We start from the raw sequence: 19,944 nt of genomic DNA, 5'->3' as shown, positions 1-19,944 counted from the left end.
ACTCAGCCCAACAACTGCCCCAGCTTCATCGCAACGCCCATATTGCCCGAGATCTTGAGCTTGCCCATGGCGACACCCGTCATCGGGTTCAGTTTCCCGGTCAGTAGCTTGGTCAGGTTGTCTTGTGAGATACGGATGGTGCAATCCGTGTCCTGATCCTGCGTCGTGGCCTGATTGTCGGCCAGAACAATTACCCCGTCCTCGCCACAGTCGAATTTCAACGAGCCATCAAAGGTTTTGCCGTTCAGGCCCTTTTGAATTCCATCAGCGATGTCTTGCAGCATCCGGGTTCCTTTCGCAGTTTCCGAATGCGTAAAGGGTCAGACCGCGCGCAGGCAAGGCTGACCCAACGGGAGCTTGGCTTTATGACGCGTCGAGTATCTGGGTTGTCCGATCGCAGGCCTGACCACCGTAAAAGGCGTCGAGAACGGCCTGAAACTCAGCCGGAGCATCCGCGACAGAAGAAAACAGCGTCATAGAAGACCGCAGCTTCTTCGCGTCAACTCCGCCCAGAATGTCAGCCGCATCTCGTCCTTTGTGCAACAGCATCAGCGACGCTGCTTCCGTCAGCCGACGGCGCAGTTCCGGGTGGGCCAGATAGCTCGTTGCCTCGTCCAGATCTTCGATGCCGTAAAGCTGCGCCATATGGGATTGGCCCAGCTCGGCCAGTTGCGGAAACACAAACCACATCCAGTGGCTGGATTTCTGCCCCTGTTCCAATTCACGCAGGACATCGGCCCAAACCGTGTCCTGCGCCTCGATGAACATATCGAGTTCGTCGTCGGTATCGTCCTCGTCGATCACTTGGACAAACGCTTGTCGCGTGCGGCCAGCAGTTTCAGGCGCAGGGCATTCAGCTGGATGAAACCGGCTGCGTCTGTCTGATCGTATGCGCCAGCGTCTTCCTCGAAGGTCACGTGCGCCTCGGAATAAAGCGAGTGATCCGACCAGCGGCCCACGGTCGAGGCCAGACCCTTGTACAGCTTCACACGCACGGTGCCGGTGACGTGCTCTTGCGATTTGTCGATGGCGGCTTGCAGCATTTCACGCTCGGGCGAGTACCAGAAGCCGTTATAGATCAGCTCGGCATATTGCGGCATCAGCTGGTCTTTCAGGTGCATCGCGCCGCGGTCCATGGTGATGGATTCGATCCCGCGATGTGCTTCCAGCAGGATGGTGCCGCCGGGAGTTTCATAGATGCCGCGCGACTTCATGCCCACGAAACGGCCTTCGACCAGATCCAGACGGCCAATGCCGTGCTTGCCGCCATATTCGTTCAGCTTGGTCAGGATGGTGGCCGGGCTCATCGCCTCGCCATTGATGCTGACCGCGTCGCCTTTTTCAAAGCCGATCTCGATGAACTCGGGCTCGTTCGGCGCATCCTCGGGGTGGACGGTGCGCTGATAGACATAGTCGGGCGCCATATCGGCAGGGTCTTCCAGAACCTTACCCTCGGACGAGGTGTGCAGCAGGTTGGCATCGACCGAAAACGGAGCCTCGCCGCGCTTGTCCTTGGCAATCGGGATCTGGTTCTGTTCGGCGAACTCCAGCAGCTTGGTGCGGCTGGTCAGATCCCATTCACGCCAGGGCGCGATCACCTTGATTTCGGGGTTCAGAGCATAAGCCGCCAGTTCGAAACGCACCTGGTCGTTGCCCTTGCCTGTCGCACCATGGGCCACGGCGTCGGCACCGGTGGCTTCGGCAATCTCAACCAGACGTTTCGAGATCAGCGGGCGCGCGATGGACGTGCCCAGCAGGTACAGCCCTTCATACTGCGCATTGGCGCGGAACATTGGGAACACGAAGTCGCGTACAAATTCTTCGCGGATGTCCTCGATATAGATGTTCTCGGGCTTGATCCCCAGCAGCTCGGCCTTCTGGCGCGCGGGCTCCAGCTCCTCGCCCTGACCAAGGTCGGCGGTGAAGGTCACAACTTCACAACCATACTCGGTCTGCAGCCATTTCAGAATGATCGAGGTATCAAGGCCACCGGAATAGGCCAGAACAACTTTCTTGGGCGCGGACATCTGACTTCCCTTTATGCGTAGAACGATTGGCCCCTAGCGGGTTTTGAACGCGGGGGCAAGCTGTGTGGATTGACCTGAGGCGGGAATTGAGGTGAAACATACGCAATTTAAACAATGTTTGGTTGAAGGGGCAGTATTCGGATGTTGGGATGGCAGATTTTTAAACATGCACTTGGAATGATTTTCAATGATTTCGGCACAGCGTTGCGCGTTTCATCCCCAATAATTGCGGTTTCCTTACTGGGCGTGGTTCTGTTCGTCCTAAAAGGACCAGCATTTGTAACTGGAGAGCAGGGAGTTGTCGGTGGGGTTATTCCGCTCGCGGTTATGAGCTACGTTGCTGCACTTTGGGTTGCAGTTGGATGGCATCGATATTGTTTGATGTCAGAATACCCTGATAGAGCTTTTCCAGCGTTTAATGGATCACGCATTTTGGCTTATTTCGGTTGGGGGCTGCTGCTAGGTTTGATTCTTTTCGGAATGGCAATTGTTTTGGGCGTCGTCGTTTACATGGTTGGAGGGCTTGGAACAGGTTCCTTTTCACTGCTTGGAGGCGCGATCTTTACCGTTGGTCTCATCTTCGTTTTCTGGGTCATGCAACGTTTGAGCCTGATACTCCCTGCAAGTGCAGTTGGTAACACGATTTCGATCTCTGATTCATGGCGCGCGACCCAATCGATCGCGACGGCAATTCTTATGGTTCTTTTGTTTTTCTTTGCATTTAGCTTTTTTCTGGGCTTCTTGGCAGGCTTCGCGGGTGCATTTTCGGGGTTTATAGGTTTTATTTTGCAGGCCGTAGTAAACTGGATGATTGCGATGGTTGGACTGAGTATTCTGACAACGTTGTATGGAATTTGTGTCGAAAAACGCGAACTCTCCTGACCCGCGTACACATATGTATTCCTTGCCCTTATCGCGGTGATGCGGCAGTGAAACGGTCATGACTGATTTCATGACCCGCGCCCGTGCTGCCGAACAGGCGATGCGCTCTGTGTTTCCGGCAACTCCGTTGCAGCGGAACGCTCATTTGTCCGACCGTTATGGCGCGGACATCTGGCTCAAACGCGAAGACCTCAGCCCGGTGCGGTCGTACAAGATCCGGGGCGCGTTCAATGCGATGCGCAAGCAGCAGGGTCAGGCCCTGTTCGTATGCGCCAGCGCGGGCAATCACGCGCAGGGCGTGGCCTTCATGTGCAAGCATCTGGGGGTCAAAGGCGTGATCTTCATGCCGGTCACGACGCCACAGCAGAAAATCCAAAAGACCCGAATCTTCGGTGGCGACAATATCGAGATTCACCTGACCGGCGACTATTTCGATGACACACTGGCCGCTGCCCAAGCCTGGTGCACACAGCAGGGCGGGCATTTCCTGTCACCTTTTGACGACGTGGATGTAATCGAAGGTCAGGCCTCATTGGCGGTTGAGATCGAAGAGCAACTGGGTGGTGCACCGGATCATGTCGTTTTGCCGGTTGGGGGCGGCGGCATGTCCTCGGGCGTGGCGACGTGGTTCGGGGATCGCAGCCATTGCTTGTTTGTCGAGCCCGCTGGGGGCGCATGTCTGCGTGCTGCATTGGCGGCAGGGCATCCCGTTGCGCTGGATCATGTGGATACCTTCGTCGATGGCGCGGCGGTCGGGCGAATTGGTGAGAAGCCGTTCGAACTTCTCAAGTCACGGCATCTGTCGGATGTGCTGGTCCTGTCCGAAGACCGTATCTGCGCCACGATGATAGAGATGCTGAACGTCGAAGGCATTGTGCTTGAACCGGCTGGGGCTTTGGCGATTGAAGCAGTGGGCGATGTTCAAAGCTTTGTGCGCGGCAAGACGGTAGTCTGTGTGACGTCCGGCGGGAATTTCGATTTTGAACGTTTGCCCGAGGTCAAAGAACGCGCGCAGCGCTATTCCGGGGTGAAAAAGTACTTCATCCTGCGCCTGCCGCAGCGCCCAGGTGCCTTGAAGGAATTCCTTGGCATACTTGGCCCCGAAGATGACATCGCCCGCTTTGAGTATATGAAAAAATCAGCGCGCAATTTCGGCTCGGTCCTGATCGGGATTGAAACCCGTAAGCCTGAAAACTTCATGCGCCTGTTTGCGCATCTGGATGAGGCCGGGTTCACCTATACCGACATCACCGAAGACGAGACACTGGCGCAGTTTGTAATCTAACCCAGGTTTTCGTGCAGTTCTGAAACGAATTTGAGCTTCGAGCTGTCAAAAACGGCCAGTAAGGTTGGCAGATCAACCTCCGCCCCCTGACCTGTTGCGGCCCGCCTTTCACCATCCTGACAGAGTTTCGAGAACTGATCGAAGCCCAAGCTTAGCGCGCTTCCCTTCAGGAAATGCAGGTTTTGTTCCAATTCGATCCGGTTGGTGTCGTGATGCAGGCGCGCAATGACCTCTTGCACCTCTTCCAAAAAAATTTCGACCACCTCGTCAAATTCATCCGGGCCAACTTCGTCCCGCAATTGCCTGACTCTGTCCCAGTGGATCATGATGAAATACCTGCCCTTAAAGCTTTAAGGTTCTGGATACCCCGCGGCAGGTAAAAACCCGGTTAAGATCAGCGCTTGAAGGTTCTGCGGGTCTTCACCGGATGTTAAACCCGCGAAGACTAGGGTCGCCCTAACCGGTCATTTCTTGATAGCAGAGGGTAAATGGTACCAGGGGCGAGTCTTGAGGACACCAGATCAGATCTGGACTTCGGCGCGATCCGCAGGGTGCTGATTGTGGATGACAGCCGTTTGCAGCGGCGCATTCTGGTGGCTTCGCTCAGGAAATGGGGCTTTGACGTAATCGAGGCTGATACCGGCGAGGCCGCGTTGGAGCTGTGTCGGACAGACCCGCCCGACCTTGTGCTCAGCGACTGGGTTATGCCGGGGATGAGCGGGCTGGAGTTCTGCTGCGCCTTTCGCGCGCTGGAAACGGATCAATACAGCTATTTCATCTTGCTGACGTCCAAAAGCGAAAAGCAGGAGGTTGCGCGCGGTCTGGATGCTGGGGCGGATGACTTTCTGATCAAACCTCTGGAAGCCGACGAGCTGCGGGCGCGCATTTCCGCCGGGGCGCGTATTCTGGACATGCAGCGCGAGCTTTCGCAGAAAAACCGCCTGATCGAATCCGCGTTGGAAGAGCTGAAACTGGCGCATGACGCGATCGACAAAGATCTGATGCAGGCGCGTAAGATTCAGGAATCCCTGGTGCCCGAGCTATCGCGGGATTTTGGCAACTCGCGCGTCAGCCTTTTGCTAAAGCCATGCGGCCATATTGGCGGCGATCTTGTTGGCATGTTCTCGCCCGGCGTGAATCGGTTGGGGTTCTACAGCATTGATGTGTCCGGCCACGGCATCACCTCGGCCATGATGACGGCCCGATTGGGTGGCTATCTGTCCAGCAAGCACTTTGACCAGAACGTTGCGATGGAACAGCGGTTCAACAAGTTCTACGCGCTCTTGCCGCCCGAGGATGTCGCCAAAACGCTCAACTCGCGCCTGATGGCAGATACGGGGATCGAGGAATACTTCACGATGGTCTACGCCATTGTTGACCTGCGCAACGGGCTTATGAAGATGGTGCAGGCCGGGCATCCGCACCCCCTTTTGTTACGCAAAGATGGCAGCAGTGAGTTTCTGGGCGATGGTGGTTTGCCTATAGGCTTGATCGAGGATGCAGGCTTCCATCAGATCGAGACGAAACTGCAACCCGGGGACAAGCTGTTGTTGTATTCTGACGGATTTACCGAATGCCCTCTGGCAGATGGCGGCCTGTTGGATGAAGGCGGTTTGCAAGAAATGGCGCAAAACTCTGTTTCAGAGAATGGCGGGTCCGAGTTTCTGGATGACATGTTCTGGCGACTGACTCAGGTCATGTCGCCCAGAGAAGGAATCGGCGATGACGTCTCGGCTGTGTTCTTTGAATATAACGGTCCTTAAAGCGACCAAAGATGCATTCTGGCAAAATGTCGGTCACCGTCATTGCCAAGCTTTTCCACCGCATCTGACGCATCTATCCATCGCGCCTCATGAAACGCCTCGGCTGGTGGGCCCATGCGGCGGACAGGACGCGCGCGATAGATCATGCAGACCTTTTCCGCCCACAGATCGTATTCAGGCATATAGGTAAAGCGGCGAAAGGTACCGACACGGCGCGGGGTTGCGATCAGCCAGCCCGTTTCTTCGTATACCTCGCGATGCAGGGCCGTGATCGGCGATTCGCCCGGATCAATGCCTCCGCCCGGCAGTTGCAGCTCTGGGTTGAGGCCGTCGTCATACCATGTCACCAGCAATGATCGTCCACGAGGCAAAAGCACGTACACGCCTGGTCGTTGCGTGTATTTCTGCCCTGCCTGAGGGGTTTCGCCAAACCGTCTGATCATGTATGGCCCCTTAAAACCCAATCTGTACGACCTATATGGTGCCGGTATGCCAACCTGTGGCGTGTAAGGAAACCCCATGTCTCTTGGAACAAAAATCGCGTGGGACGATACCGTCCTGCCCTTTCAACTTGATGCATCCGACATGCGCGGCCGCGTGGCCCGTTTGGATGGCGTGCTGGATGGCATCCTGAAGCAGCACGATTATCCGCCGCAAGTCGAAGCGCTGGTGGCTGAAATGGCCTTGCTGACCGCATTGATCGGCCAGACCGTTGCGTTGCGCTGGAAGCTGTCGTTGCAGGTGCAGTCCAAAGGGGCGGTGCGCATGATCGCAACCGACTATTACGCGCCGCAGGAAGAGGGCCAAGCCGCCCAAATCCGTGCCTATGCCAGCTTTGACCGCGACCGGCTGACTGACGCCGCACCTTTTGATCAGGTGGGCGAGGGGTATTTCGCCATCATGATCGACCAGGGCGAAGGCACGCAGCCGTATCAGGGCATCACGCCCCTGGCGGGCGGATCGCTGAGCGCATGTGCCGAGGCGTATTTCGCTCAGTCCGAACAGTTGCCGACGCGGTTCTCGCTGAGCTTTGGCAAATCGACCGAGCCCGGCGTGGGCGAGCATTGGCGCGCCGGCGGGATCATGTTGCAGCACATGCCCAAAGCGTCGCCCTTTGCAGCATCGGGTGAAGGTACGGGCGAGATTCTGACCGCAAGCGATCTGGTAGACGGCGAAGAGGGAGAGAACTGGGGCCGCGTCAATATCCTGCTGGATACCGTCGAGGATCTGGAAATGATCGGCCCTTCGGTTGCGCCGACCGACCTTTTGGTGCGCCTGTTCCACGAGGAACAGCCGCGTGTCTACGACGCGCAATCGGTCCAGTTTGGGTGCACCTGTTCCGAGGACCGGGTGCGGCAAAGCCTGTCAATCTATTCGGCAAAGGACATCGAAAAGATGACTACGCCAGAGGGTCTGGTTACGGCTGATTGTCAGTTCTGTGGTGCGCATTACATGCTGGACCCGACAACCGTGGGCTTTGAAGCCGAAGACAGCGAAGGTGCATGATCCGGTTGAACAGATCCGGGCGGCCTTGCGCCGCCCCGGTCACGGGTCCAGCGACTTTGACCTGAACCCCGACACCGTTCTGCCACCCGGGCGGCGTCTGCGCCCTGCCGGTGTTCTGGTGGCTATCTCTCTGGCTTATGAAACGCCTCGGGTGCTTTTGACCAAACGGTCCTCGGCCCTGAAGCATCACCCCGGTCAGATCGCATTTCCGGGCGGTAAACAGGATGAAAGTGACGCCGACGTGACTGCGGCAGCCCTGCGCGAGGCGCATGAAGAGATTGGGCTGCCCGTTGACCAGCCCGAGGTTTTGGGGTTTCTGCCCATGCATGAAACGGTCACCTCTTTCAACGTTACACCCGTGGTCGCAGTCGTACGTGACACCTTCGAACCTGTGCCCGAGCCCGGCGAGGTAGATGAGGTTTTCTCGACCCCTCTTGCCCATCTTCTTGATCCCGAGAATTATCTGATTGAGTCGCGCCGCTGGCGCGGTCAGAAACGCAGATACTACGCAGTTCCGTACGGCCCCTATTACATCTGGGGCGCGACGGCCCGCATATTGCGCGGGCTTGCAGCACGGGTGAATGAATGATGCAGATTAACGAGCATTGGGTCAGTGAGCCAGCGACCCAACAGGTATGCGCGGCCTTGACCTCATCCGGCGCTCAGGCACTTTTTGTGGGGGGCTGTGTGCGCAACGCCCTTTTGGGCGCCCCGGTCTCGGACATCGATATTGCCACCGACGCGCGACCCCAGCAGGTGGTCGAAATGGCGCAGGCTGCAGGGCTAAAGGCAATTCCAACGGGTATCGACCACGGTACGATCACGGTCGTCAGCTCTGGTATTCCGCACGAGATCACCACCTTCCGGCGTGACGTGGAAACCGACGGGCGGCGCGCTGTTGTTGCGTTCTCTGATCACGTCGAGGAAGACGCGGCGCGGCGCGATTTCACCATGAACGCGATCTACGCACGGCCCGATGGCGCAGTGTTAGACCCGCTTGGTGGATTACCCGACCTGCAGGCACGTCGGGTTCGGTTCATTGGAACGGCCGAGAATCGTATCCGCGAAGACTATCTGCGCTCGCTTCGCTATTTCCGGTTTCATGCCTGGTATGGCAATCCGGAGGCTGGCTTTGATCCCGACGCTCTGGCCGCCATTGGTGCCAATCTTGATGGTTTGGAATCGCTGTCGCGCGAACGGGTCGGGGCGGAATTGCTGAAACTACTGGCCGCGCCCGATCCCGCCCCCGCAATTGCAACAATGCGCAGCACGGGTGTCTTGGCTCAGCTTTTGCCGGGTGCAAATGACCGATCCCTTGCGCCGCTTGTTGCGCTCGAACAAGCGGCGGGTGCTGATCCCGATCCCGTGCGACGGCTGGCAGCCATTGCTACGCCCGAAGACGCTGCGACATTGCGGCTGAGCCGTTCGCAGCTGCAACGTTTGACCCGGATGCGAGAGGAAGCACAAGCCACCACCAGTGTGGCCGAGTTGGGCTATCGCTATGGCGATGAAGGAGGTTTGCATGAGACCCTTCTGCGTTGCGCCTTCTTGGAGCAACCATGGTCCGAAGACCTGAGGCATGACTTACATACAGGGGCGGCTGCTCGTTTCCCAATTCAAGCCAAGGATCTGATCCCCACCTTCACAGGACCAGCGCTGGGCCAGAAACTGGCCGAACTTGAGAACCGCTGGATCGCATCCGGCTTTGCGTTGTCGCGCGAGGAGTTGCTGGCAAGTTAGCGCTAAGTCTCAAAAGGGGATGACAAATCAAAAAGTTTGTGCTTACGTGCGGCTGTCACATGGATGGAGGACAGCGAATGTATTACGGGATCTGGTTCGGCTAAAGCCAGGACACTTGCCCCGTAAAGGGTGGTGTTCAGGCGCCATTCTTCTTCGCACGTCTACATTTCTGCTCAATCGGAGCACTCTCCATGTTTCGCTATTTCGAAAACCTCATTGACCCTTTTGTCGCCTACAAAGAGTCCAACGCGCCACCGACAAAGCTGTGGCCGTTCATGCTGGACTATTCCCGGCCGTTTTTCCGCGTGTTTGTCTGGGCCACGCTGCTGTCCATTGTTGTGGCGGGGGTTGAGGTCGGTCTGATCTATTACATGGGGCGCGTCGTTGATTTGCTTGTCGGCTCTCCCACCGAAGTCTGGCAGAACCACGGGACCGAACTGCTGCTGATGGCGGCGTTTATTCTTCTGTTGCGGCCCATTCTGCATATTCTGGATGTGCTGGTGATCAACAATGCGATCCTGCCTCAATACGGCACGCTGTTCCGCTGGCGGGCGCATAAACACGTTTTGCGTCAGTCGGTCAGCTGGTTTGAAAACGATTTTGCCGGGCGGATTGCCAACCGGATCATGCAGACACCGCCTGCCGCAGGTGAGGTGGTTTTTCAGGTCTTTGACGCGATTTCCTTTTCGCTGGCTTACCTGATTGGGGCTGCTGTCTTGCTGATGGCCGCCGATGCGCGGCTTCTTTTGCCATTGGTAATCTGGTTTGCGCTATATGCGGTGTTGGTCCGTTGGGCGATCCTGCGCGTAGGTCCGGCGTCCAAGGCGGCATCTGATGCACGGTCGACTGTGACAGGGCGTGTGGTCGACAGCTATACGAACATCCACTCGGTCAAAATGTTCGCGCATGCGGATCAAGAGATGAATTACGCTCGCGAGGCTATCGAAGAAACGCGCCGAACCGTGCAGGTTGAGATGCGGATTTTCACCATCATGGACGCGTTTCTGGTCACCTTGAACGGTTTCCTGATCGTTGGAGTGGTCGGTTGGGCGATTGTGCTTTGGATGCAGGGCCAAGCCTCGGTTGGCGTGGTCGCGGCAGCAACCGCGTTGACCCTTCGCCTGAATGCCATGACCGGATGGATCATGTGGGCGCTGACCAGCCTGTTCCGCCAGCTTGGTGTTGTGGCTGAGGGGCTGGAGACGATTGCTCAGCCAATCCAATTGTTGGACGCACCTGATGCCAAGCCTCTGAAGCTGAGCAAAGGCGAGATCGAAATTCGTGATCTTTCGCATCACTATGGCCGCAAGACGGGTGGGTTGGATCATATTGATTTGACCATTCAACCCGGCGAGAAGATCGGCCTGATTGGGCGGTCTGGTGCTGGTAAATCGACCCTCGTCAAGCTGCTTTTGCGGTTTTATGACGTCGAACGTGGTGCGATCCTAATTGATGGCCAGAACATTGCGGATGTCACTCAAGACAGTCTGCGTGGATATATCGGCATGGTCCAGCAGGATAGTGCACTGCTGCACCGGTCGGTGCGTGATAACATCCTTTATGGTCGCCCCAACGCGACCGAAGCACAGATGATCGCCGCCGCCAAACAGGCCGAAGCCCATGACTTCATTCTTGACCTGCAAGACCCGCAGGGACGCAAGGGGTACGATGCGCATGTAGGCGAGCGGGGTGTGAAGCTGTCCGGTGGGCAGCGGCAACGCGTGACGCTGGCGCGTGTGATCCTGAAAGACGCGCCGATTTTGTTGTTGGATGAAGCAACGTCTGCCCTAGATTCCGAGGTCGAAGCGTCAATTCAGGAAACCCTTTACGGCATGATGCAAGGTAAAACCGTGATCGCCATTGCGCACAGGCTCAGCACGATCGCGCAGATGGACCGTATTCTGGTCATGGATGGTGGCCGTATCGTTGAAGAAGGCGCGCATTCCGACCTTCTGGCGCAAGGCGGTCTTTACGCGCAGTTCTGGGCGCGTCAATCTGGCGGCTTCATGAACCCGGAGGCCGCGGAATGAGGGCTGCTGACCTCATCCAACCGTTCAAAACCACTGAAACGCCCCCACCACAGACGTTGGGGGCGTTCATTCGCTGGAGCCTGTCCGGGGCCTGGCCGATGTTGTTTGTTGCAGCTTTCTTCTCGGCCACAGCCGGTGCGATGGAGGCTGGCACGGCCTGGATTTTGGGCCGCGTGATCGACGTGGCAACGTCCAGCGGTCCGGAACAGTTCCTGAGCGCGCAAAACATGTGGATGATCTTCGGCGCAGTAGCCTTCTTCATGCTGGTGCGTCCGATCCTGTTTGGCCTGTCGTCCTTGTCGAACAATTACATTGTCATGCCCAACATCACACCTTTGGTGTTGGCGAAGTTGAACCGTTGGACGCTGGGCCAGTCGGTGACGTATTTCGACGATGATTTTGCCGGGCGTATCGCGCAGAAGCAGATGCAAACGTCAAATGCGATGGCGTCGGTCGTGTCGGAAACGATCAGCGCCATTGTGTTTGCTTTGGCGTCTTTGGCGGGATCTTTGCTTTTGTTAGGGTCGATTCACCCTCTTGCGATGCTTCCCTTTGCCGCTTGGTTGGTTGTCTATTTTATGCTTGTCCGCTGGTATCTGCCGCGCATCCGAAAACGTTCAGCCGCACGGGCCGGGGCGCGGGCAATGGTGTCGGGACAAGTGGTCGATACGATCACCAATATCAAAACCGTAAAGCTGTTTGCGCATTCGGCTTTCGAAGATCAGGCTGCGCGCGATTCGATGGTGGAACTGCGCGAGCGCTCATTGGATTTTGGAAAACTGTCCGCCAGTTTCCGGTTCATTCTGATGACATTAGCTGGGGTGTTGCCCGTGCTGCTGTTGGGCGCCACACTTTGGTTGTGGCAACTCGGGATGGCGACGGCCGGTGATATCGTCGCGGCGGGGGCGGTCTCGATCCGCATCGCGCAAATGACCGGCTGGGTCAGTTTCACGCTGATGGGTCTGTACGCCAATGTGGGCGAGATCGAAAACGGGATGAAGACGCTGGCAAAGCGGGACCGGGTCGAAGACGCTGGGGGCGCAAAAGACCTCGCCGTGAGCGATGGATCTATTTCGTTCGAGCATGTCAGTTTTGCTTATGGTCGGGACGTTGGTGGTGTCATCGATCTGTCCCTGACCATAAAACCCGGCGAAAAGCTGGGTATCGTCGGCGCTTCAGGGGCGGGGAAATCGACGCTCGTGTCCTTGCTGCTTCGACTCTATGACAGGGAAAGCGGCGCCATTTCTATTGACGGGCAGGACGTGTCGCTGGTGACGCAAGACAGCTTGCGCCGCCAGATCGGTATGGTCACGCAGGAAACGGCGATGTTCAACCGTTCGGCGCGCGAAAACATCCTGTACGGTCGCCCGGATGCGTCCGAGGATGAGATGATCACCGCCGCGAAAAAGGCCGAGGCGCATGAATTCATCCTCAGCCTTGAGGATGCCAACGGTCGCCAAGGCTATGACGCTCATCTGGGGGAAAGGGGTGTAAAACTCAGCGGCGGGCAGCGTCAACGGATCGCTTTGGCCCGCGCCATTTTGAAGGACGCGCCGATTTTGGTTCTGGACGAAGCAACCTCGGCGCTGGATTCCGAGGTTGAAGCCTCGATTCAGACCGCGCTGCATCGTGTCATGGAAGGTAAAACCGTTCTGGCCATTGCGCACCGCCTGTCCACCCTCAGCGAGATGGATCGGATCGTCGTTCTGGACCAGGGGCGGATTGTCGAAAGCGGAACGCATGAGGCGCTGCTGGATCAAGGCGGGCTTTATGCGCGGTTCTGGCACCGTCAATCAGGCGGATTTATTCAGGCGGAAGCTGCGGAATAAGGACCTTTGCGGTTTTCTTAACCAAAGCGTATCGGAATGCGCGCTCGACCGGAGGGAGAGGCAGCGTTTTGCGATCCAATGCAAACGCAAAGTGCCCTAAGGGGTTTTGTTGGCGTCAAAGCCCGGCTATCAGGCCCCTCATGACGCAGCAATTTACAATCACACGGCTCGGCCATCAGGGCGACGGCATTGCCGATGGCCCCGTCTATGCCCCGCGCACCCTGCCGGGTGAGGTTGTCAACGGAACTCTGGCAGGTCAGGTGCTGACGGAGATTCGTGTGGAAGCACCGTCTGAAGACCGGATCAAAGCCCCGTGCCGCCACTACAAAGCCTGCGGAGGGTGTCAGTTGCAGCATGCGTCTGACGCCTTTGTGGCCGATTGGAAGCTTGAAATTGTAAACAACGCCTTGGCCGCACAAGGTCTGGATGCACCGATGCGCCCGATCCACACGTCGCCAGAACAATCGCGCCGACGTGCGACGATTGCCGTAAGGCGAACAAAGAAAGGCACATTGGCCGGGTTTCATGGTCGCGCGTCGGACACGATCACGGAAATCCCCGACTGCCGGTTGCTGAATCCCGAATTGATCGCGGCCATTCCTGTGGCTGAAGCGCTGGCCGTTTTGGGTGGAAGCCGTAAGGGTGTTCTGGCGGTTACACTTACACTCTCCGAAGGGGGGTTGGATGTAGCCGTCAAAGGCGGCAAACCATTGGACGGGCCGCTGGAACTGGCGCTCGCTCAAGCGACAGAGAAACACGGTTTGGCGCGGCTGAGTTGGGATGATGAAGTGATCGCCATGCGACAAGCGCCGCTTCAACGTTTTGGAACGGCTGAAGTCACACCCCCACCCGGCGCGTTCCTGCAGGCGACGAAGGACGGAGAACAGGCTCTATTACAAGCTGTTTCAGAGGCCACACAGGGTGCCAAGCGCGTTGTCGACCTGTTTGCAGGTACCGGTACATTTTCCCTTCCTTTGGCCCAAACTGCTGAAGTTCATGCTGTGGAAGGCGAGGCCGCCATGGTTCAGGCGTTGGATCACGGTTGGCGCAGGGCGCAGGGCTTGAAACGCGTAACGACTGAGGCCCGCGACCTGTTCCGTCGTCCGTTAATGCCAGACGAGTTGAAGACATTTGACGCGATCGTGTTGGATCCACCCCGTGCCGGAGCCGAGGCGCAGGTAGAAGAGCTGGCCCAAGCCAAGTGCCCGGTGATTGCTTACGTTTCGTGCAACCCGGTGAGTTTTGCACGGGATGCAAAAATCCTTGTTAACGCAGGCTACACCCTTGAATGGGTACAGGTCGTTGACCAATTTCGATGGTCGTCACATACGGAACTTGCTGCGCGGTTTGTCCTGAACGCCGCATCTTGACCAGACAGGAGATCGCGACACATGGGTGTCAAACAGCGCTTGCTGACCATCATCGAAGCCCCGGCGTTCGGGCGTTTCATCACGGCTGTCATCATTTTCAATGCGATTCTTTTGGGGATGGAGACGTCGCCCACCCTGATGGAGGCGGCAGGGCCGCTGATTGTCACACTGGACAAGCTGTGCCTTGCGATCTTCGTGGCTGAGATCACGATGAAGCTGCTTGCGACCGGGCGCAGGTTCTTCACAAGTGGCTGGAACATATTTGATTTTCTAATCGTGGGCATCGCACTTGTCCCCAGCGCCGGCAGCCTTTCCGTATTGCGGGCGCTGCGAATACTGCGGGTGTTACGGGTAATTTCCGTCGCGCCGCGTCTGCGTCGCGTGGTCGAAGGGTTCATTTCTGCCCTGCCCGGGATGGCCAGCGTTTTCCTGCTAATGGCAATCCTGTTCTATATTGGCGCTGTGATCTCGACCAAGCTGTTCTCGAACTCTTTCCCCGTATGGTTCGGTGATCTGGGTCTGTCGGCGTACACCTTGTTCCAGATTATGACGTTGGAAAGCTGGTCCATGGGCATCGTCCGCCCCGTGATGGAGGTTTATCCTTACGCCTGGCTGTTTTTTGTCCCATTTATCATGGTTACGACTTTCGCTGTGGTGAACCTGCTGGTCGGTTTGATCGTGAACTCGATGCAGGATGCCCATCACGCAGAAGACGAGGTTAAAACCGACGCCTATCGTGATGAGGTGCTGGAACGGCTGGAAAACATCGAGCGTCGCCTGACCGAGCAGATGAACAGCAAAAAGTGATTTCCGTTTCTTAAGGTTTTTGGCATATTAGTCCCCAAAAAACAGAGCAGGCAGTGAAACATGGATCGTCGAGCATTCGGATTGGGGGCGATGGCAACGCTGAGCCTTTCGGCTTGTGCCTCAGCCAGCCCAAGATTTTTGACTTATGATGGGCCCGAAGTGACCTCTTTGGTGGTCAACAAGGGCGCGCGAAAACTCTATCTTCTGCATCATGAGCAGGTTTTGCGTGAATATGAAGTTGATTTGGGCTTTGCGCCACGCGGAACAAAGACCAAGAAAGGTGACGGTCGAACGCCCGAGGGCACCTATCTGATCGACCGCCGGAATCCCCGCAGCCGTTATCACCTGTCGTTGGGCATCTCGTACCCCAACTCTCAGGATGTCGCGCAGGCCAAGGCCGCGGGCGTTGATCCGGGGGGCGATATTTTCATCCACGGCCAGCCCAATCTTCGGTCTGAGTTTAAGCGCGCGCGCAAAACACCGGATTGGACGGCGGGATGCATCGCGGTCAAGAATGACGAGATGGAAGAGATCTATGCCATGGTGAACAAAGGTACGCTTATCACCTTGCGCCCTTAGCGCTGGTTGGCATCCAGGCACCAAACCCAAACACTTCATAGTCGCGCTGGTAGACCTCGGCTGCCAGCGCCTCAAGCTCCACGTCGTAGATCTGGCTCAACGTAAACGGCACATCGGGTACACATGGGCCCGGCACGGGCGGGTGTGAATGCCCAGCCTCTTGTGCCAATGCGGGAAGTGCTGTCGCCAACTCGTCCTCTCGTAGGATCAGGTCGGGCAAGAGGAAACTGGCAATCCCGTCCAAAACCCGTGATTGGCTGCACCACGTCCCATCAACGCGGATTGGCGTCTGACCGTTCAGGTTCAGGCTCAAGAAGCCCAGAAAAGCGGCAAACGCATCCCGGTGCTGTTCGACCGAGTAATTCGTGTCCCGTACCTGTCCGGGGATCGGCATCTTGAGCCGGTTGCGAAGATAGTTTCGCACCATCTTATAACTGCCCGGCCCTGTGCTCAGGATGTGTTGGCAAAAAGCCGTATGCGCCCGTGCCAGCGGGTGTCGCAGGACGGTGAACTTTCGATGACCGGGATGATCCCTCAGCCATGTACGGATTTGTTTTCGGTTTCGACCGGTGATCAAATCGTCAGCCGAGCTGCCATCCAAGTCAGCCAACCATTGGCCGACAACAGGCTCTAACCCGCTACGAATGGGCAAATACATCAGGGCGGATTTTGGTGCCGCGATGTATTGCGGTACGGCGGCCCCGCGTTGCGGCTCAAATCCAGTGGTCTCATGCAACCCAAAGCGATCTACATCCTGCAACGCTTGGGTCATTTCTTCGGGGTTGGTGACCTTTGAAACCGCAGGCGCCGGGTTTTGCGGTTTCAGCGTGTCATCCAGCCGGGCCAAACGCGCTTTAACCCCCAGCCATGCCGCCAGACCGTTCAGAACGTCCAGCTCGGTCAGGTCGTCATACGTGATGAAAAACGCGTTCTGACCCGTCTTTTGCAAATGCCGCCGTAGCATGTGCTGGTGGTTTTGGATCTGATCCAGATAGTCCGCAAATTCTTGCGTATCAAAAGCAATCTCTGCCTCGACGCGTCGTTTGACGTTTTTCAGCAGCCATTGCTGGGTGGCCCGTGCGATTTTCAGCGAAAGGTAACTGTCCAGCGGGTTGCGCGTCAGAATGATCTTGGCGCAGCGAGGGTCATTCAGGACCGGTTTCAGGATGCGTGGGTCATGTTCCTGGAAATATCGGAACCCGTTGATGTTACCGGGGGCCGAGCGAATGGCCTTGAGCAACTTTGACGGATCCGCGTCACGGTCTTCCAGCGACAGGCCCAGCAGAGTTTCAGATTTCAGATTACCGGCAAAATGCGGGTTAAAAGCCTCACCATGGCAGGTCACGCCATCCAGCGCGTTCAGGTTTGCCTCCAGCAAATTCGATCCTGTGCGCATGGCCGCCAGTACGACGAAGTAATCATAGTTGGCTGCCATCGACCGTCACTGCACCAGATAGGGTTTGCGGAAAGGTTTTGTTTGCCGGCCAAATACGTCGTCAGACGGGAAATCACCCATCAGATAGGGATGCATTCCCTGATTCTTGAGGTTTTGTAGGAACTTCCCGAACCCGGACAAGTCAACCATGGTGGGCACTTCTGTCAGGTGGCTGGCCTGATTTGCGCCAATCTCGTCAAGGATCGTTTGCAACGGGTCCATCGGCGATTCTATGAAGTCGGCCAAAGTCCAGCTCCGCATACGGGCTTTGGTCCAGACCGAGGTCATCACCTCAAGCTGTTTGGTTTCAATCTGCTGCAATCGCGCGGCTTCGCATCGGATTTCCGAAAAGTTCAGGTTTGATCGGAACAGCGGAATTGCCCATGCCCCGGTGATAACCGAAATCTGGGCGTTCTTGTCACGCGCGAGAAACCAATTAATTTCCTGTGTGTCCCGGGGGCTGAACTGAAAGCACTGCCGTTCCCCTCGTGTGTTCCAGATCAAATTGGACAGGAAAGCTGTGGGGTTATAATCCCGCAACGAAGCGCAGTCACTGAGGGCGCCGTTTGTTATGGTTTCGCCTTGCGCAAATTCGGCCCGGTCGGGTCCAAACAGATGGCCATGGACCTTTGTGCTTGTGGCCGTCGACAACCAGGTTTCGAAATCCTCAAACAGTTCAGAAAAGCCCTGAAACACCGAATAGGGCGAAGATGTCAGGCCGTTTTCGCTCCCGTGTCGTGGAAACCTGCTTTGCATGTACAGCCCGTCGCGGCCACGTGTCCGTCTTTCAACGGCTTTCGAGAAGATGCGATCAATCTTGCCAGGGTTAGGTTCTGCCGGTTTCATAGCGCTGGTCTGGTCCGTCAGAAACGCCTGATAAAGCCGCTCTGCCTGAGGCCATATCTTTCGGGCGACAAAGCAATCCGAGCGTCGCAGCAATTGCAGGTGATCGTCGTAGAAAATATGCGGGCGGCCCTGATAGTCGAACTTGGACAGGGTTAAGGACCGACTTTCAATATGTGTGGAATACTGCCGGGCCAGGGTTTGAAAATAGCTTTCATCGGGGATCCAAACATGGCGGAAATACAGGTCATACTGCTTGCGCTTGGGATCCTGAAGAATAGCCGAAAGTGTTTGGCGGGTAAGGCACCACCACTGACTGCCCATATGTGGCACCAAACCATCTGGAATGCGCCTGCGATACCCCACTGCACGTTGCAGCCTGACATATGTGTCAAAAAGCTTGCGTTGTTTGCGCCATGAAAACGGGAATCTCAGGGTAAATCGCTCGTGGTCCAGCCCTCCGATCGTCCAGCTGACATCGGATGTTGTCGCGCTTTCGATAAAATCAACGCGGGGTCGGTCGGCCAGGTAATCGATAAGTTCCTGAACGGGTCGCAGCGGCAGGCAGGCCCCAGAGGACAAAAACACATGCCGTACGTCAGGGAATTGGTCCAGCATCACCTCGGATGCGCTTTGTGAGGCGGCAACGATACCCCATCCCCCCCAATCGCACTTGTGGCGCTCAGAAAACACAATCCTGGGATCGTTCGAGCAAGACGCTTTAAAGCGCGTATAGATACCATCGGATACTTTGCGGTCGACATGGATCACCACCGGGCATCCTGCGGCCGTCCAGTGTCGTGCCACCTGTTCGGCCCGGTCCAGCGATGTATGGACCAGCATAACGATGCCCAGACCGCTCATGCCCAGTTCCCCTTGGACATCAGGCCCAGAATCTCAAGTTGTCTCCAGTTAATGTAAGCCTCGGACCATTCGCACCAAAAAACGGGCTTTTCTTCAAGCTGCGCGGCATAGGCTTTGTATTCACCCGATCCGCGATAGTGTTGACCGCGCTCCAATTCCTCGCGTGCTTTGTCGCCAAGAGTGTTGATCAATTTGGCATGAAGCAGGGACCCGCTGGCTTTTTCTCCGCCCCATTCGTCATAAACCTGATTCAGGCCACGGGGCAAAAGTGAGTGGGTCGAGCTGACATAAACATACCGCCGATCCCATTTCACCAAGGGAATCTTGTTCAATGCCGGAGCCTTGGATGGGTTTTCGCGGAAGAACACGCGCGCCCTGGGGCCGCCTTGAATCCAAAGATTTTTGTAATCCGGGTTTTTGGTGATCATGTAGTTCCCGGAATCGAACCAACGCGCAATTTCGAACGGGTCCTGACCTTCTCGGTAGGGTTCGGCATCGACAGGACCTTCGGGGTACATGTCGATCAACATGGTTCCAAAACTGCGCACAGCGCTGCCATCCAGCCAGTCCGTCAAGGCGCGGATCGGGCGGGTATCGCAAAAGGGGTAGATGAAGAACTCATCCGGATCGACGGTCAGAACCCAATGTCCATGGGCATATTTGCGAAGGATATAGTTCGACCAGTCCAGACCGTACCCCGCGCGTTTATAACTGGTTGTGGTGCGCCAAACCGATACGTCGGCCTGTTCTTTCAGGAACTCAAAGCTTCCGTCATCGCTGTTGTTGTCGATGAACAGGAAGTGGTTGATGCCAAGCTTGCGATAGTATTCCAGAAAGAATGGCAGACGGATTTTTTCGTTACGAATAACGCTCATCAACAGGATGTCGTCGCGGCGGATTGCGGATGTGTTGACGCTGGCGGGCTTGAGTTCACGACGCCGCCTGAGGCAGCGCAAAATACGGCGCTTGCGCCGCAATCTCATC

General features: G+C 56.7%; 19 protein-coding genes. 11 read left to right on the top strand and 8 right to left on the bottom strand.

What is annotated here, in order from left to right:
• Positions 1 to 2: 2 nt before the first annotated feature.
• The 3 genes from ACR0EV_RS13865 to ACR0EV_RS13855 form a co-directional block, all read right to left on the bottom strand.
• Complete coding sequence (locus ACR0EV_RS13865) at positions 3 to 284, bottom strand: SCP2 sterol-binding domain-containing protein (protein WP_480800627.1); 282 nt, start codon at positions 282 to 284, stop codon at positions 3 to 5.
• A 79-nt stretch (positions 285 to 363) separates the two neighbouring features.
• Positions 364 to 768, bottom strand: a complete 405-nt coding sequence (locus ACR0EV_RS13860; RefSeq protein WP_480800713.1) for a DUF1810 domain-containing protein — start codon at positions 766 to 768, stop codon at positions 364 to 366.
• A gap of 32 nt (positions 769 to 800) precedes the next feature.
• A complete protein-coding gene (locus tag ACR0EV_RS13855) occupies positions 801 to 2,027 on the bottom strand; it encodes an argininosuccinate synthase (RefSeq protein ID WP_171092834.1) in 1,227 nt (408 codons plus the stop codon).
• A gap of 141 nt (positions 2,028 to 2,168) precedes the next feature.
• On the opposite strand from ACR0EV_RS13855, the gene ACR0EV_RS13850 reads away from it, so the two are divergent.
• Positions 2,169 to 2,909 carry a hypothetical protein gene (locus ACR0EV_RS13850; RefSeq protein ID WP_480800626.1) on the top strand — a complete coding sequence of 247 codons (741 nt, stop codon included), beginning with the start codon at positions 2,169 to 2,171 and terminating at the stop codon, positions 2,907 to 2,909.
• A 58-nt stretch (positions 2,910 to 2,967) separates the two neighbouring features.
• Positions 2,968 to 4,194 carry a threonine ammonia-lyase IlvA gene (gene ilvA / locus ACR0EV_RS13845; RefSeq protein WP_480800625.1) on the top strand — a complete coding sequence of 409 codons (1,227 nt, stop codon included), beginning with the start codon at positions 2,968 to 2,970 and terminating at the stop codon, positions 4,192 to 4,194.
• Here ilvA and ACR0EV_RS13840 read toward each other — a convergent pair.
• The gene (locus tag ACR0EV_RS13840; RefSeq protein WP_480800624.1) at positions 4,191 to 4,520 is read right to left on the bottom strand and encodes an Hpt domain-containing protein; all 330 of its coding nucleotides are present in this window, start codon (positions 4,518 to 4,520) and stop codon (positions 4,191 to 4,193) included. The two genes, ilvA and ACR0EV_RS13840, sit on opposite strands and share 4 nt — an antisense overlap.
• Positions 4,521 to 4,682: 162 nt before the next feature.
• Here ACR0EV_RS13840 and ACR0EV_RS13835 point away from each other — a divergent pair, with 162 nt between their 5' ends.
• Positions 4,683 to 5,957, top strand: coding sequence for a PP2C family protein-serine/threonine phosphatase (locus ACR0EV_RS13835; protein ID WP_480800623.1), 1,275 nt, complete (start codon positions 4,683 to 4,685; stop codon positions 5,955 to 5,957).
• Here the strand turns inward: ACR0EV_RS13835 and ACR0EV_RS13830 are convergent.
• Positions 5,954 to 6,400: an NUDIX hydrolase gene (locus ACR0EV_RS13830; protein ID WP_480800622.1), complete on the bottom strand. Its 447-nt coding sequence runs from the start codon at positions 6,398 to 6,400 to the stop codon at positions 5,954 to 5,956. The genes ACR0EV_RS13835 and ACR0EV_RS13830 overlap by 4 nt on opposite strands.
• A gap of 76 nt (positions 6,401 to 6,476) precedes the next feature.
• On the opposite strand from ACR0EV_RS13830, the gene hslO reads away from it, so the two are divergent.
• From hslO to ACR0EV_RS13790, 8 genes are all read left to right on the top strand, one after another.
• Positions 6,477 to 7,463 (top strand): Hsp33 family molecular chaperone HslO, encoded by a 987-nt coding sequence (gene hslO, locus ACR0EV_RS13825; protein WP_480800621.1) that lies wholly within the window; start codon positions 6,477 to 6,479, stop codon positions 7,461 to 7,463.
• Positions 7,456 to 8,052, top strand: coding sequence for a CoA pyrophosphatase (locus ACR0EV_RS13820; protein ID WP_480800620.1), 597 nt, complete (start codon positions 7,456 to 7,458; stop codon positions 8,050 to 8,052). Before hslO ends, ACR0EV_RS13820 begins: the two co-directional genes overlap by 8 nt.
• Complete coding sequence (locus tag ACR0EV_RS13815) at positions 8,049 to 9,203, top strand: CCA tRNA nucleotidyltransferase (RefSeq protein WP_480800619.1); 1,155 nt, start codon at positions 8,049 to 8,051, stop codon at positions 9,201 to 9,203. The genes ACR0EV_RS13820 and ACR0EV_RS13815 overlap by 4 nt, the downstream gene beginning before the upstream one ends.
• Positions 9,204 to 9,394: 191 nt before the next feature.
• Positions 9,395 to 11,233: an ABC transporter ATP-binding protein gene (locus tag ACR0EV_RS13810; protein ID WP_480800618.1), complete on the top strand. Its 1,839-nt coding sequence runs from the start codon at positions 9,395 to 9,397 to the stop codon at positions 11,231 to 11,233.
• Positions 11,230 to 13,062 (top strand): ABC transporter ATP-binding protein, encoded by a 1,833-nt coding sequence (locus ACR0EV_RS13805; protein ID WP_480800617.1) that lies wholly within the window; start codon positions 11,230 to 11,232, stop codon positions 13,060 to 13,062. The genes ACR0EV_RS13810 and ACR0EV_RS13805 overlap by 4 nt, the downstream gene beginning before the upstream one ends.
• 140 nt (positions 13,063 to 13,202) lie before the next feature.
• Positions 13,203 to 14,432 (top strand): class I SAM-dependent RNA methyltransferase, encoded by a 1,230-nt coding sequence (locus ACR0EV_RS13800; protein ID WP_480800616.1) that lies wholly within the window; start codon positions 13,203 to 13,205, stop codon positions 14,430 to 14,432.
• 21 nt (positions 14,433 to 14,453) lie between these two features.
• Positions 14,454 to 15,239, top strand: a complete 786-nt coding sequence (locus ACR0EV_RS13795; protein ID WP_480800615.1) for an ion transporter — start codon at positions 14,454 to 14,456, stop codon at positions 15,237 to 15,239.
• 60 nt (positions 15,240 to 15,299) lie between these two features.
• On the top strand, positions 15,300 to 15,818 hold the full coding sequence (locus ACR0EV_RS13790) for a L,D-transpeptidase family protein (RefSeq protein ID WP_480800614.1): 519 nt from the start codon (positions 15,300 to 15,302) through the stop codon (positions 15,816 to 15,818).
• Here ACR0EV_RS13790 and ACR0EV_RS13785 read toward each other — a convergent pair.
• From ACR0EV_RS13785 to ACR0EV_RS13775, 3 genes are read right to left on the bottom strand one after another with little or no spacing between them, the layout of a single operon-like run.
• Complete coding sequence (locus tag ACR0EV_RS13785; protein WP_480800613.1) at positions 15,802 to 17,253, bottom strand: nodulation protein NodH; 1,452 nt, start codon at positions 17,251 to 17,253, stop codon at positions 15,802 to 15,804. The genes ACR0EV_RS13790 and ACR0EV_RS13785 overlap by 17 nt on opposite strands.
• A 6-nt stretch (positions 17,254 to 17,259) precedes the next feature.
• Positions 17,260 to 18,960, bottom strand: coding sequence for a DUF5927 domain-containing protein (locus ACR0EV_RS13780; RefSeq protein WP_480800612.1), 1,701 nt, complete (start codon positions 18,958 to 18,960; stop codon positions 17,260 to 17,262).
• Positions 18,957 to 19,943, bottom strand: coding sequence for a glycosyltransferase family 2 protein (locus ACR0EV_RS13775; RefSeq protein WP_480800712.1), 987 nt, complete (start codon positions 19,941 to 19,943; stop codon positions 18,957 to 18,959). Before ACR0EV_RS13775 ends, ACR0EV_RS13780 begins: the two co-directional genes overlap by 4 nt.
• Position 19,944 lies beyond the last annotated feature (1 nt).

The sequence above is a fragment of the Ruegeria sp. CF8 genome (assembly GCF_056537285.1).
Note: the sequence above shows the minus strand (reverse complement) of the source record. Positions and strands in the feature narration are given on the sequence as shown.